The following is a 12,937-nucleotide window of genomic DNA, read 5'->3' on the forward strand; positions in this document are numbered from 1 at the left end:
GCCMGCCGTGGAGCAGCGCATAGATCCGAAGACTCAGCCCGCGTACGCCGCAGGCACAGACCCGGCGTACATCCCCGGTCTCACGGCCCCTCGAACCGCCGCGAAGGCGGACGAGGACCCGGAGCGGACCGAGGAGCCCGCACCCGAGGGTTCCGCGCCCGACGATGCCGTCGTGGAGGCCGCACCGGAGGAGGACGCGGCGCCCGGCGCCGAGCCCGCCGCCCGGACGGCGGCGGACGACGAGGAGGACGAGAAGGAGCACGTGGACGAGGCCGACGGCGCTTCGTCCGGCGACGGGCCCGACGACGGCCCGTCGTTCGAGGTGAGCGACCGGCGTGGCTCGATCTCCGCGGACCGTACGGGCATCCGGTTCACGCTGGACGACCAGGAGGCCGACTTCCGCTGGGACGAGATCGGCGCCGTCGAACTGAAGCCGGCCCGGTTCGGCCGCCGGTTCACGGTCACGGTCCACATGTCGACCCGGCGCTGGTTCAACGCCGAGGTCGAGGCGGCCGCCAGGAGCAGCCTCAAGGAGTGGACGGACGGCTTCGACGCGGTCCTGGACGCCTACTTCGAGGAGTCCTGACGGTCCGGGCCGGGGACGGCCGGGCCGGGGCGCCCTGAGCCGTCCGACTCCCTGCCGCTACGCCCGGCAGCCGGGGGCGGTGCCCCGCCGCGACCGGCCTCCCCGCGGGGAGGCCGGTCGCGGCGGCGGACCGCCGGAGCGACGCACGGTGCGCTCCGCGATCTCCACCGCCGACTCGGACGACTCAGGCCTCCGCCAGGACCACCGAACGCGTCAGGTGGCGGGGGCTGTCCGGGTCCAGGCCGCGGGCGGCGGCGCGGGCGATGGCCAGGCGCTGGACCCGGACCAGTTCGGCGAGCGGGTCGAGGCCGCTCTCCACCCAGCGGGCGCCGGTGGCGAGGACCTGCTCGCGCAGGCCCTCGGGGGCGGCGCCGAATGTCCAGGTGGCGGTTCCGGTGGTGGCGATGCTGATGGGGCCGTGGCGGTACTCCATCGAGGCGTACGCCTCCGTCCAGGACAGCGAGGCCTCCTTCATCTTCAGCGCGGCCTCGTTGGCGAGACCGGCGGTCCAGCCGCGGCCGAGGAAGGTGAACTGCGAGCAGTCCAGCAGACCTTCGGGCAGCGGCTCGGCCAGTGCGGTCTCCGCGTCGCGGACCACGGCGTCGGTGTGCAGACCGAGGTGGGCACGGAGCAGCGTCAGCAGCGTGGTGGCGAACCGGGTCTGCACGACGGACTGCTCGTCCGCGAAGTCGAGGACCACGACGGCGTCGGCGGACGTCATCACCGGGGTGCCGGGGTCGGCGGTGATGGCCACGGTGGGGGTGGTCCCGCGGAGCCGGTCGAGGAGTTCGAGCACCTCGGTCGTCGTTCCCGAGCGGGTGAGGGCGACGACGCGGTCGTAGCGGCGGCGGGCGGGGAACTCCGAAGCGGCGAAGGCGTCGGACTCGCCCTGGCCGGACTCCTCGCGGAGCGCGGCGTAGGCCTGAGCCATGTAGAACGAGGTGCCGCAGCCGACGACGGCGATGCGCTCGCCGGCGGCGGGCAGCGCGGCGGCGTGGCGCGGAGCGAGGTCCGCGGCGCGGCGCCAGCAGTCCGGCTGACTGGCTGTCTCGATCTCGACAAATGACACTTTTGCACTCCGAACTGGCGATGGGATGCTCGTTTACGCACATTACTCGGTATTAGCAAGCATTATCAAGCATCTATCGCGCAGGAGGCCGCCGGGGTGGTGTGTCTTCTGCCCGCCGCGGTGGTGTGACTTCGTGGCTTGACTCGGCGGAGCCGTGTGCGACGCTTGCGCGTGTCCGGTGACCGCGTCCAAGGGGATGGGCGTGCGCAGGCCGGGCCCGTAGAAGGAGAGTTTTCTTGTCCAGGGACGCCCGGTGGAACGCACTGCTGGAACTCGTCGGCAAGCACGGCCGGGTGGACGTCGAGGACGCCGCCGGCGCGCTGGACGTCTCGGCCGCGACCATCCGCCGGGACCTGGACCAGCTGGCCGAGCAGCACCTTCTCACCCGCACCCGGGGCGGCGCCGTCGCGCACGGTGTGAGTTACGAACTGGCGCTGCGCTACAAGACGGGGCGCAACGCCCCGGAGAAGCAGGCCATCGGCCGGGCCGTCGCCGAACTGGTCGCGGTCGGCGAGGTGGTGGGGCTGACCGGCGGCACCACCATCACGGAGGTGGCGCGCTCGCTCGCCGTGCGCTCCGACCTCGTGGGCGAAGGTGCGGGCGGGACGTCCGGGCAGCCGACCCTGACGGTGGTCACCAACGCCCTCAACATCGCCAACGAGCTGGTGATCCGGCCGCAGATCAAGATCGTGGTGACCGGCGGTGTGGCCAGGCCCCAGTCATACGAACTGACGGGCCCGCTGGCCAGCGGGGTGCTGGGTGAGATCACGCTGGATGTCGCCGTGCTGGGCGTCAACGCGATCGACACCGAACGCGGCGCGTACGTCCACCACGAGGGCGAGGCCAGCATCAACCGGCTGCTCGCCCAGCAGGCCCAGCGGGTGGTGGTGGCGGCCGATTCGTCGAAGATCGGCAAGCGCGCCTTCGCCCGGGTCTGCGACCTGGGGGCGGTCGACTTCCTGGTCACGGACAAGGGCATCGCGCCCGAGGTCACCGCGCGCTTCACCGAGGCCGGCGTCACCGTCATCGCGGTCTGACCGCCTGGCCCCGGCCCGCTCCCCTCTGCGGTTGGTGCTGCTCCGGGGCTCCGGCGTGCCCGGTTCGAGCGCCGCCCGGATGCCCGCCGGGTCGTTGATGGGACCCATGAATGTCAAGAGATGTTCGTCAGTGCCTCCAAACAAACAACTCTTGCCATACGGGTGCGCGGTCGGGAACTATGAGGCTGTCGTCGTGAAGGAGCCTTCGGCCTCCCGTACCGTCTCCGGCGGCCTTCGCCCGCACGACCGTACGTAGAGAAGGGACTCCCGTGTCAGACCTGCGACTCGGCGTCATCGGGCTCGGCCTGCGCCGTTCCATCGCGACGTCCGCCCACCACCCCGGAAAGGGATCGGCGATCACCGCCGTCTGCGACCTCGACCCCGAGGTGCGCCGGCGTGAGGCGGACGCCTTCGGTACCGATGTCGCGGTAGAGGACTACAAGCTGCTCCTCGAACGGGACGACCTCGACGCGGTCGTCATCGCCACCCCCGACGACACGCACGAGGCCATCGCGATCGACGCGCTCCGCGCCGGCAAGGCGGTCTTCGTGGAGAAGCCGCTGGGGATCACCGTCGAGAGCTGCGACAACGTCCTGCGCGCCGCGTACGAGACCGGGACCCGGCTCTACGTCGGCCACAACATGCGGCACATGGGCGTCGTGCGACTGATGCGCGACATCATCGCCCGCGGGGACATCGGGGAGCCCAAGGCCGTCTGGGTGCGCCATTTCGTGGGATACGGCGGCGACTACTACTTCAAGGACTGGCACGCCGACCGGACGCGGACCACCGGACTGCTCCTCCAGAAGGCCGCACACGACATCGACGTGCTGCACTGGCTGGCAGGCGGCTACACCCGGCGCGTCAACGCGCTGGGCGACCTGCTCGTCTACGGCGGCCTGCCGCGCCGTGAGCCGGACACCCCGCGCCCGGACAACTGGCTGCGTGAGTTCGACTGGCCGCCGACGGCCCGCAAGGACCTGCACCACATCGTCGACGTCGAGGACGTCTCGGTGATGAACATGCAGCTCGACAACGGGGTCGTGGCCGCCTACCAGCAGTGCCACTTCACACCGGACTACTGGCGCAACTACACCGTGATCGGTACCGAAGGGCGGCTGGAGAACTTCGGCGACAGCCCCGGTGACGAGGTCAAGGTCTGGAACACCGGACCCAGCGGTTACCGCGCCGACGCCGACATCACCTACCGGGTGCCCGAGGCCGGCGGTTCGCACGGCGGCGGCGACACCCGGATCATGGAGGAGTTCTGCCGGTTCGTGCGCGACGGGGGCGTCACCGACACCTCACCGGTCGCCGCCCGGATGAGCGTCGCCGCCGGTGTCCTCGCGACCCGTTCCCTGCGTGAGGGCGGTGCGCCGTACGACGTGCCGGCCCTCGACCCCGAACTGGTCGCGTACTTCGAACGCGGGCAGGTCCGTTCCTGAGGATCTGACCGGGAAGGCCGGACAGGGCCCTGGTCCTGTCCGGCGGGTTCACCGCACCGGATGCACCGAGCCGGTGCGTGCAAGGCAATGATCCCCCCTTTCCCCCCACCAGAAGCAGGTGCATCGCATGACCCTGCGCCACGTCTTGGGCACGCTCACCGCCACCGTCACCGCTGCTGCCGCGGCAGCCACTCTGGCCCTGCTGGGCACGGCGGCCCCCGCCCGGGCCGCGGAGTCGGACACGACCTCTCCCGCCCGGGCTGCGGAGCCGGACACGGCCCCTCCCGCCCGGGCCGCGGAGCTGGGAGTCACTCCCGGCACCTACACCAACTACTCCTTCTCCGGTGCTCCGGTACTGACCGACGTCACCTGGTCCACCACGGTCCCGCACGACCCCGGATACCGGGCGAACATCTTCTGGAGCCATCAGTTCGGCTTCGACCGGGGCAGCGGCGCGTACTTCGGGATGCAGTCCAACGGAGGGTCGAAACGGACGCTCCTCTTCTCCGTCTGGGACGTCTCCGAGGCCAGGGCGGGTTCGGCCGGCAGCTGGTGCCAGACCTTCGGCGGCGAGGGCGAAGGCATGAGCTGCCGGATGAACCTCGACTGGACCGCCGGTCACCGCTACACGTTCGAGGTCGCGGCCGAGGGCGACGGCTGGTTCGGTGCCACCGTCGCGGACACCGCCACAGGCGCCTCGTACAAGCTCGGCGCCATCAAGACGCCGGCCACCGCCATCTCGCCCGCCGGGATGGTGGACTGGACCGAGTACTTCGAGTGGAACAACCCCCGCGCCACCTGCTACGACCAGCCGTTCAGCGACGCCCGCTTCGGGGTGCCGACGGGCAACGGCGGTACGGTCACCGGCGCGGTCGCCTCCACGTCCAGCAGTGCCAACGCCTGCGCCCCGATGACCCGGATCGATGTCGCGGCCGGCTCCACCGTGCAGAACCTCGCCGTCGGCAACTCGGTGCGCGGTGCGGTGACCGGGCCCGCCGGGAAGTGCCTGGACGCCTTCGGGGGTGTCGCGGACGGTGTCGTCGCCAACCTCTACACGTGCTCGGGCGGCGCCAACCAGGCCTGGGTGAGGGCGGCCGACGGCACGCTGCGGCTCCCGTCCGACTACTGCCTCGCCGCGGAGGGCGCCGGCAACGGGGCCGCCGTACGCGTCCGTGACTGTGCCGGGACCGGGGCGGGCGGGGCGGTCACCGACCCGGCCCGGCAGTGGACGTACAACGCCTCCACGCACACGGTCGTCAACAAGGCGTCGGGGCGCTGCCTGGACGTCCCGGGAAGCGATACGGCGAACGGGACCGCTCTCGGGCTCTGGGACTGCCACGGTGGCGCCAACCAGCAGTGGAACGTGCCCGCGACCTACTGATCCGGCCGACCGTGAGCCACCGGCCCCGGGACGGGCTGCTTCCAGCGGTCCCGTCCGGGGGCCGGTGGCGTCCGGCCCGGGGGCTCACCCGGGGCTTCGGTGTCCGGCCCGGGGGCTCACCCGGGGCTGCGATGTCCGTTTCCGACGGTCTCGCCCCCGGCTCATGCGTCTGTTTCCAGCCATGCTCGGTGGGTAACCGGTCGCCGCCGGTTTGACGACGGTCCGACGTATACCGGTGACAGGGTGCCTTCAGCCGGAGGATTTGCTGATAAATCTTCCGGTCGCCCCCTCCCGCGACCGCCTCGACTGCTCTCGGACTGTCACCGCCCGACCCGCCTCGGGGTGACCGATGGGCGGTTTCACGCCAACCAGCCCCTGTTGTCCTCGGGTTCGAACGCGCGACCGGATCCGGGTCGGCATAATCGCGTCCATGTCGATCACGGGTGGAGACGTCGTTGACCTGGGCCGGGGCCTGTACGCGTGGCTCCCGCCGAAACGGGGCTGGGGGCTGGCCAACTGCGGCCTGCTCGTCTCGCCCCGTGGCGCGCTCTGGATCGACACCCCGTACGACACGGTGCTGGCGGGCCAGTTCCTGGCCGAGAGCACGAAGCTGCTGCCCGACGGTGTCTCCATCGACCGTGTGATCGTCACGCACGCCAACGGGGACCACTTCTGGGGCGCGGGGGTCCTGCCGGACGCGGAGATCATCGCGACCCGCGAGGCCCGGGAGCACATCCACTACGAGCCCACCCCGCAGCAGCAGCACGCCCTGGTCAACGGAAGCGATCCGGCCACCGCGCTCGGCGCCTACCTCGGCCGCCACTTCGGGCCCTTCGACTGGTCGCAGACCGATCCGGTCCGGCCGACGACCTACTTCACCGGGGAGCTCGAACTGACCCTGGGGGAGTACCCCGTACGCATCACGTCCCTGCCGTCCGCGCACACCACGGGGGACCTCATGGTCCACCTGCCCGCGCAGGGCGTCGTGTTCAGCGGCGACATCATCTTCTCCTCGACCCCGCAGCAGCCGGGCGACCACCCGATCCACTGGGCCGGCCCGCTGAGCAACGTGATCGCGGCCTGCGAACAGGTACTGGACACCGGCGCCGAGACCGTCGTGCCGGGTCACGGACCGGTCCTCGACCGGGCGGGCGTACGCGACCACATCGTCTACCTCGAGTACGTGCGCGAGCGCGCCCACGCCTTCCACGGCGCCGGCGTACCGGCCGTGGAGGCGGCCCGCCGGGTGATCGGGGAGGGGCGTCACCCCGAACTGGGCCTCCCTGAACGGCTGGTGGTCACGATCGGCAGCGAGTACCGGCAGCTCGACGGATCCGAACTTCCCGGCGTGCTCCAGGTCATGACCGACGTCGCAGCGGTCGCGCAAGAAGTGGAGCAGGCCCGTGAGACGGCAGGCCCGGCGGACTGACCAGCCGGTCCCGCGCCGCCCCGGCAGCACCGGCCCCCGCCACCGCGGCAAGAGAACCGGCCCAGGCTGCCGCCGCGGCCACGGAACCGGCCTGCACCGTCCCCGGCCCGGGACCGGCCCCCGGCGCTCCGGGCCGCTGACCGGCCCCCGCGGCTCCGGGCACAGGACCGACCCGACGACAGAAACGCGGTAACGGCATGGGATGGATCGTGGCGGTGGTCGCCGTCATAGCAGCCGTGGCAGCAACGGCACGCTCCTACCGGGCCGCCCGCTCGGAACAGCTCGCCGTGGCCCACGCAGAGCTCGCCGAACGCCAGGCGAAGGCGGCCGAGGCCCGTACCGCGGCCCTCGTCGACGAGATCAGGCAGCTGGCCCGCAAGCGGATCCCGGCCGCCGCGCTCGCGCTCTCCCACCCCAGCGCCCAGGTCCCGGGGCTGCGGGAGGCAGCGGAGGTCGACGGTGGAGCGGCCAGGCTGCTCACCGAGGCCGTACAGGCGGCCAGGACCGCGGTCATGGAGGAGCGCCAGCGCGTCGACGCGGCCGCCCGCGCGGCGATGCGCGGCACCTCGGCCAAGATCCAGTCCCTGCTCAACCAGTCCCAGCAGCTGCTGCACGAGCTCCAGCACGAGTACGACGACCCGCGCATCCTGCAACTGGACTTCCGCAACGAACTCGCGCTGCGCCGCACCCAGTCCACCGCGGTGCTCTGCGACGCGTGGCCCGGCCTGGCCCGGCAGAACTCGCCCCTCGTGGAGATCGTGCTCGGCGCACAGTCCCGCGTCGCCGGCTACGAGCGGATCAAGGTGGCCAACCACCTGCGCGACGAACGCCTCGGGCTCGCCGCCCGCGCCGCCGAACCCCTCGCCATCGCGCTCGCCGAACTGCTCGCCAACGCCACCGCATACTCGCACCCCGACACCGATGTGCAGGTGACGGTGCAGCAGAGCGGCGGCCGGGGCGCGTTCCTGGTGGTCGACGACGCGGGCATCGGGATGGACGACGACGCGCTCGACCGGGCCCGCGCCCTGCTGGCCGGGCCCTCCGAGGTCCTGCTGACCGAGCTGGGCGACCCGCCCCAGACGGGGTTCGCCGTGGTCGGCAGGCTGGTGGTGCAGTACGGCTTCCACTGCCACATCGAGGCCTCGCCGTTCGGCGGCATGCGTACGATCCTGCGCGTCCCGGCCCACCTGCTGACGGTGCTGGAGGACGACCACAGCCTCTCCGCCCTGGCCCCCGCGCCCGTGTCGGCCGTCCCCGCCCCGGACCGGCCGGCCGCGCCCGCGCAGTCCGCCCGGCCGGAGCCGGCGCCCGCCGAGGTGCCTTCGGGACTGCCCAGCAGACGTCGGCGCGCGCCGCGCCCCGCGGCCGCCGCTGCGGCCCCCGCCGCCCCGGCCGCCGGACCGGTGTCCCGTACACCCGAGCAGGCGGAGTCTTCCTGGGCGGCACTCCAGCAGGGCACCCTGATCGGCAGGAGCGTCGCCGGGCGGGCCCCCGCACCGGATGCGGACGGCCACGACCACCTGGGCGACCAGGACGACCAAGGAGACGACGAGAAGTGAGCGCCCCCAGCCCCACCACCGGTGACCTCGCATGGGTGCTGACCCCGTTGCTGGAACTGCCCGGAGTCCAGCACGCCGTGGTCGCCACCGGCGACGGCCTCGTCGAGGGCGCCTCGCCCGGACTCGACCGGGCGTCCGGTGAACGGGTCGCCGCCATGACGGCCACGCTGCACGCCGCGGCCCGCGCCTTCACGACGGCCTTCACCAACGTCGAGGCCCCGCAACTGGCCCAGACGGTCGTCGAGTCGGACCTGGGCTTCGCCATCGTCGTACCGGCGGGGAAGAACACCACGCTCGCCCTGTTCGCCGAACCGGGCGCCAAGCTCGGGGACATCGCCTACCAGATGCAGGTGCAGGTCACCGCGCTGACGCGGGCGATGCACGCCCCGGCCCGCCAACCGGACACCGCCGCCCGGCCATGACCGCCGGCCCAGGACGCCGTCTGATCCCCGCCTACCTCGTCACCGGGGGCCGGTCCCGGCCCACCGGCCCCGCGCTCGACCGGCTCGCCGTGCTCGTGCGCACCGAGGAGGCACTGCCGCAGGACACCGGCTCCGAGCAGCGCAGGCTGTGCGAACTGCTGGAGCCGGGCGCGCTCACCGTCGTCGAGTGCGCGGCCCATCTGGACCTGCCGGTCAGCGCCACCGTATTCCTGGCCACGGATCTCGCGGCCGCCGGACTTCTGCTCACGCGACCGCCGATACCCAGTGCCGGGGAGATCGACCGGTCGCTCGTCGAGAGGCTGCTCGTTGGACTCCGCTCCCTCCACTGACCGGACGGACGTCGGTTATCTGCCGGCTGCCGCCCGGACCCTGATGAAACTCGTCGTCACGGGTCCTTTCGGCGTGGGCAAGACGACCCTGATCCGCACCCTCTCGGAAATCCCCACGCTCCACACCGAAGAGGCGATGACCCAGTCCAGCACCCTGCTCGACGACACCGCCGGCCTTCCCGAGAAGACCACGACCACGGTCGCGATCGACTTCGGACGTCTCACGGTCCTGGACGATCTCGTGCTGTACATGTTCGGCACGCCCGGCCAGGACCGCTTCCTGCCGCTCTGGGAGGACATCGCGCGCGGGGCGCTGGGCGCGCTCGTCCTGGTGGACACCCGCAGGCTCGCCGACTCCTTCGCCGTGATGGACATGGTCGAGGAGCAGGGACTGCCGTACGCCGTCGCCGTCAACCGCTTCCCCGACGCCCCCGCCCACAGCGACGAGGTCCTGCGCGCGCACCTCGACCTTGACGCCGGGACCCCGCTGGTCCAGTGCGACGCGAGGGAACGGCGCGGCAGCATCGGCGCCCTGATCGCGCTGGCCGAGCACGTGCTGACCCGTCTGCCGCAGCCCGAGGACCCGCACCCCCAGGAACCGTCATGACATCGCATCCGCAGCCGCCGCAACCCCTCACGCTGTACGGCCCCGACTTCGCGGCCGACCCGCACGGCCACTACCGCACCCTGCGGGAACACGGCCCGCTCGCACCGGTCCGGATCGCCCCCGGCATCGAGGCGATGCTCGTCACCGACTACCAGGCCGCCGTCGACCTGCTCCGCGACACCCACACGTTCAGCAAGGACCCCCGCGCCTGGCAGGCGACGGTCCCCGCGGACTCCCCGGTGCTGCCCGTGCTCGGGCACCGTCCCACCGCGCTGTTCAGCGACGGCGAGGTGCACACCCGCTACCGCGACGCCATCAACGACACCCTGGCCCTGATCGAACCGCACATCCTGCGGGCCCAGGTGGCCGGGGTCGCCCAGCAGCTCATCGCCGGGTTCGCGGCCACCGGCAGCGGCGACCTCATCGCCCAGTACGCGCGGCTGCTCCCGCTGCACGTGTTCGTCTCCTGGTTCGGCGTCGATCCGGCGGACGGCGAGCGGATCGTCGACGGCATCGGCGGCATGATGAACTCGGCCCAGGGCGCCGCCGCCGCGTACGCCGACCTCGTCGACGTCGTCACCCGCCTCGTCGCCGACCGGCGCGCCCGGCCGCGGCGCGACCTCACCTCGTACTTCCTGGCCCATCCGGCGCGCCTGGACAACGACGAGACTGTGCGTCAGATCACGTTGCTCATGAGCGCGGGCCACGACCCCGAGACCAACCTGATCGGCAACGCGACCCTGCACATGCTCACCGACGAGCGGTACGCGGGTTCGCTTCACGGGGGCGCGATGACCGCCCACGAGGCCATCAACGAGGTCCTGTGGCAGGACCCGCCGATCGCCAATCTGGCGGCGCACTACCCCCGGCACGACATCGAGTTCCACGGCGTCCGGCTGCGTGCGGGACAGCTCGTCCTGGTCTCCTTCGGCGCAGCCAACACCCAGTCCTCACCCGCTACTTCGTCCACCGGGGTGCGGTCCGGAGGCAGCGCTCACCTGGCCTGGTCGGCCGGTCCCCACCGGTGCCCGGCCAAGCAGCCGGCCCTGCTCATCGCGATGACCGCGATCGAGCAGCTCACCAGCCAGCTGTGCGATGCGGAACTGGCTGTTCCGGTGAGTGAACTGCTCTGGCGGCCGGGGCCGTTCCACCGCGCGCTGGTGCATCTTCCGGTACGTTTCACCCCGCTGGACACCAGCGTGTCCGAGGGCCCCGACAAGGGACCGGCCAGGCGGCCGGAGGTTCCGATCGGCTCCTGAACCGTGTCGCTGGTAGGCCGAACGGGTGAGGGGCGAGAGAATTGCCCGATGAACAGTGAGCGCAGCCGGCGCAACGCCAACCGATGCACAGACGGGGTGGTCCGGTGAGCAGGTACGACAGATACGACGTCACGGACGAGCAGTGGGAGGGGCTCGCCCAGGTCGTCCCGCTGCGCAGTCGCAACGAGTGGCCGTCCCGGGTGGACCACCGCACGGTCCCGGACGAGCGGGAGAGCGCCGAGCAGCGGCGCATGGTGGTGCTGCGGGTCCAGATCTTCGCGGACGCGCGCGAGGTCGCCGAGTACCTGGTCGCGCAGATTCCGGTGCTCCTTGACCTGACCAGCGCCGAGGGCGATGTGGCCAAGCGGATCCTGGACTTCACCAGCGGCGTCGTCTTCGGGCTGGGCAGCGGAATGCACCGGGTCGACCGGAACGTCTTCCTGCTGTCTCCCGTCGGCATGGAGGTCGAGGGCGTGACGGCGGCGGGCGTGCCGGGGGCGTAGCCGAAGCGCGCCGGCCGGGGCCGCCTCGCATCCGGTACTCCGCGACCGGGTGCGGCCCCCGGCCCGCTCCCGACCGGGTGCGGCCCCGGCCCGCTCCCTGCCCGTCTCCCTGTGCGTCCACGTCTGCCCGCCTCCCGGGTCCGGCTTCCTGCCTGTCTCCCTGTGCGTCTGCCCGCATGTCGGCGGGCCCCTGCCCGGGTTGCCGGTCTGCCGGTCTGCCGGTCTGCCGGTCTGCGGGGCGGTGGTAGACCTGGAGCCGTGACAGAACTCGACGTACACGCGCTCCAGCAACGGCTCGCGGCATTCGCGGCCGCACGCGACTGGGAGCGGTACCACACCCCCAAGAACCTCGCGTCGGCGCTGAGCGTCGAGGCCGCCGAACTCGTGGAGATCTTCCAGTGGCTGACGCCGGAACAGTCGGCGCGGGTGATGGAGGACCCCGCGACGGCACCCAGGGTGGCGGACGAGGTCGCCGACGTTCTCGCGTATCTGCTGCAGTTCTGCGAGGTGCTGGGCATCGATGTGCTGGCGGCTCTGGCGGCCAAGATCGAGCGGAACGAGGGGCGTTTCCCGGTGCCGCAGCCGACGGATTCCCCGCTCCGTCACTCTTCGGAGTGATCGAGTTGTCCACATTCGATTTCGTGTCCACAGATTTCCGAAATCCCCTGGCCTTTCGGTACCGCCACCCTCACTGTGGGTAATGAAGAGGTGAGCGGGTTTTCGCGTCGAACGGGGGCAAGGGATGGAAGCGGAGCGGCTTGTAGCAGTCATCCGGAGGGCACTGGCGCAGAGCCGGGGCACACCGGACATCATCGCCGAGGCCTGGCAGGCCCAGGCGCTGGCGCAGGCGATCGGGAGCCGGCTGGCGGCGAGTGGCCCCAAGGAGTTACGGGGCGAGGCGAGTGGTCTCAGCGAGACCGGCGGACGGAGCAACGGCGCGCTGGAGCACCCGGCGGCCCGTGCGGGTGTGGCACGGGCGGTGCAGCTCTCCGAGGTCGCCGATCCGCGCGCGGCCCTCACCGGTCTCGGCGCGCTGCTCGGGGAGGTGGGGATAGCCCTGGTCGGGGTGGCCTGCGAGACCGATGAGCAGGGCCTGTACTGGCAGTGCATGGAGGCGATCGACGCCGCGGACGAATCGACGGACCGGGTGCACGGCATGCTCCGTCTGCTCGACGAGCGGGACCGCGAGCGGAGGGAGGATCTGGAGCGTGGCCGGGAGCGGGACGGCCCGCACGGCGTGCTGCACGGACCGGTGGGACCGGCGGCCGACGCCGGCTGAGCGTGCGACAC

General features: G+C 71.9%; 14 protein-coding genes. 13 read left to right on the forward strand and 1 reads right to left on the reverse strand.

Going from position 1 to position 12,937, the window contains the following annotated elements; translation table 11 throughout:
- Nucleotides 1-7: 7 nt before the first annotated feature.
- The gene (locus EAO72_RS43570) at nucleotides 8-586 is read left to right on the forward strand and encodes a hypothetical protein (RefSeq protein WP_261991744.1); all 579 of its coding nucleotides are present in this window, start codon (nucleotides 8-10) and stop codon (nucleotides 584-586) included.
- Between the two features lie 184 nt (nucleotides 587-770).
- Here the strand turns inward: EAO72_RS43570 and EAO72_RS37050 are convergent, their stop codons facing one another.
- Nucleotides 771-1,655: an SIS domain-containing protein gene (locus EAO72_RS37050; protein ID WP_148021386.1), complete on the reverse strand. Its 885-nt coding sequence runs from the start codon at nucleotides 1,653-1,655 to the stop codon at nucleotides 771-773.
- Between the two features lie 236 nt (nucleotides 1,656-1,891).
- On the opposite strand from EAO72_RS37050, the gene EAO72_RS37055 reads away from it, so the two are divergent.
- From EAO72_RS37055 to EAO72_RS37110, 12 genes are all read left to right on the forward strand, one after another.
- A complete protein-coding gene (locus EAO72_RS37055; protein ID WP_148021387.1) occupies nucleotides 1,892-2,692 on the forward strand; it encodes a DeoR/GlpR family DNA-binding transcription regulator in 801 nt (266 codons plus the stop codon).
- A gap of 269 nt (nucleotides 2,693-2,961) precedes the next feature.
- On the forward strand, nucleotides 2,962-4,137 hold the full coding sequence (locus EAO72_RS37060) for a Gfo/Idh/MocA family protein (RefSeq protein ID WP_148021388.1): 1,176 nt from the start codon (nucleotides 2,962-2,964) through the stop codon (nucleotides 4,135-4,137).
- A gap of 127 nt (nucleotides 4,138-4,264) precedes the next feature.
- On the forward strand, nucleotides 4,265-5,518 hold the full coding sequence (locus EAO72_RS37065) for an RICIN domain-containing protein (RefSeq protein ID WP_148021389.1): 1,254 nt from the start codon (nucleotides 4,265-4,267) through the stop codon (nucleotides 5,516-5,518).
- A 430-nt stretch (nucleotides 5,519-5,948) separates the two neighbouring features.
- On the forward strand, nucleotides 5,949-6,947 hold the full coding sequence (locus EAO72_RS37070; RefSeq protein WP_148021390.1) for an MBL fold metallo-hydrolase: 999 nt from the start codon (nucleotides 5,949-5,951) through the stop codon (nucleotides 6,945-6,947).
- Nucleotides 6,948-7,144: 197 nt separating this feature from the next.
- Complete coding sequence (locus tag EAO72_RS37075; protein WP_261991745.1) at nucleotides 7,145-8,506, forward strand: ATP-binding protein; 1,362 nt, start codon at nucleotides 7,145-7,147, stop codon at nucleotides 8,504-8,506.
- Nucleotides 8,503-8,928, forward strand: coding sequence for a roadblock/LC7 domain-containing protein (locus tag EAO72_RS37080; protein ID WP_148021391.1), 426 nt, complete (start codon nucleotides 8,503-8,505; stop codon nucleotides 8,926-8,928). Before EAO72_RS37075 ends, EAO72_RS37080 begins: the two co-directional genes overlap by 4 nt.
- Entirely contained in the window at nucleotides 8,925-9,278 is a 354-nt protein-coding gene (locus tag EAO72_RS37085; RefSeq protein ID WP_148021392.1) for a DUF742 domain-containing protein, read from the forward strand. Before EAO72_RS37080 ends, EAO72_RS37085 begins: the two co-directional genes overlap by 4 nt.
- On the forward strand, nucleotides 9,256-9,885 hold the full coding sequence (locus EAO72_RS37090; RefSeq protein ID WP_148021393.1) for a GTP-binding protein: 630 nt from the start codon (nucleotides 9,256-9,258) through the stop codon (nucleotides 9,883-9,885). The genes EAO72_RS37085 and EAO72_RS37090 overlap by 23 nt, the downstream gene beginning before the upstream one ends.
- Entirely contained in the window at nucleotides 9,882-11,144 is a 1,263-nt protein-coding gene (locus EAO72_RS37095) for a cytochrome P450 family protein (RefSeq protein WP_148021394.1), read from the forward strand. Before EAO72_RS37090 ends, EAO72_RS37095 begins: the two co-directional genes overlap by 4 nt.
- Nucleotides 11,145-11,227: 83 nt before the next feature.
- A complete protein-coding gene (locus EAO72_RS37100; RefSeq protein ID WP_187285337.1) occupies nucleotides 11,228-11,647 on the forward strand; it encodes a cell division protein SepF in 420 nt (139 codons plus the stop codon).
- Between the two features lie 258 nt (nucleotides 11,648-11,905).
- On the forward strand, nucleotides 11,906-12,265 hold the full coding sequence (locus EAO72_RS37105) for a nucleotide pyrophosphohydrolase (RefSeq protein WP_148021396.1): 360 nt from the start codon (nucleotides 11,906-11,908) through the stop codon (nucleotides 12,263-12,265).
- A gap of 124 nt (nucleotides 12,266-12,389) precedes the next feature.
- On the forward strand, nucleotides 12,390-12,926 hold the full coding sequence (locus tag EAO72_RS37110; protein WP_148021397.1) for a DUF6099 family protein: 537 nt from the start codon (nucleotides 12,390-12,392) through the stop codon (nucleotides 12,924-12,926).
- The last annotated feature ends 11 nt before the right edge of the window (nucleotides 12,927-12,937 follow it).

The organism is Streptomyces sp. OR43 (assembly GCF_008042275.1).
Lineage (GTDB): Bacteria > Actinomycetota > Actinomycetes > Streptomycetales > Streptomycetaceae > Streptomyces.

Bases quoted from the DNA above. Each gene is read 5' to 3' on its own strand.
- EAO72_RS37065 (WP_148021389.1), top strand. From the start codon at position 4,265: ATGACCCTGCGCCACGTCTTGGGCACGCTCACCGCCACCGTCACCGCT.
- EAO72_RS37070 (WP_148021390.1), top strand. From the start codon at position 5,949: ATGTCGATCACGGGTGGAGACGTCGTTGACCTGGGCCGGGGCCTGTAC.
- EAO72_RS37075 (WP_261991745.1), top strand. From the start codon at position 7,145: ATGGGATGGATCGTGGCGGTGGTCGCCGTCATAGCAGCCGTGGCAGCA.
- EAO72_RS37085 (WP_148021392.1), top strand. From the start codon at position 8,925: ATGACCGCCGGCCCAGGACGCCGTCTGATCCCCGCCTACCTCGTCACC.
- EAO72_RS37095 (WP_148021394.1), top strand. From the start codon at position 9,882: ATGACATCGCATCCGCAGCCGCCGCAACCCCTCACGCTGTACGGCCCC.
- EAO72_RS37100 (WP_187285337.1), top strand. From the start codon at position 11,228: ATGCACAGACGGGGTGGTCCGGTGAGCAGGTACGACAGATACGACGTC.
- EAO72_RS37110 (WP_148021397.1), top strand. From the start codon at position 12,390: ATGGAAGCGGAGCGGCTTGTAGCAGTCATCCGGAGGGCACTGGCGCAG.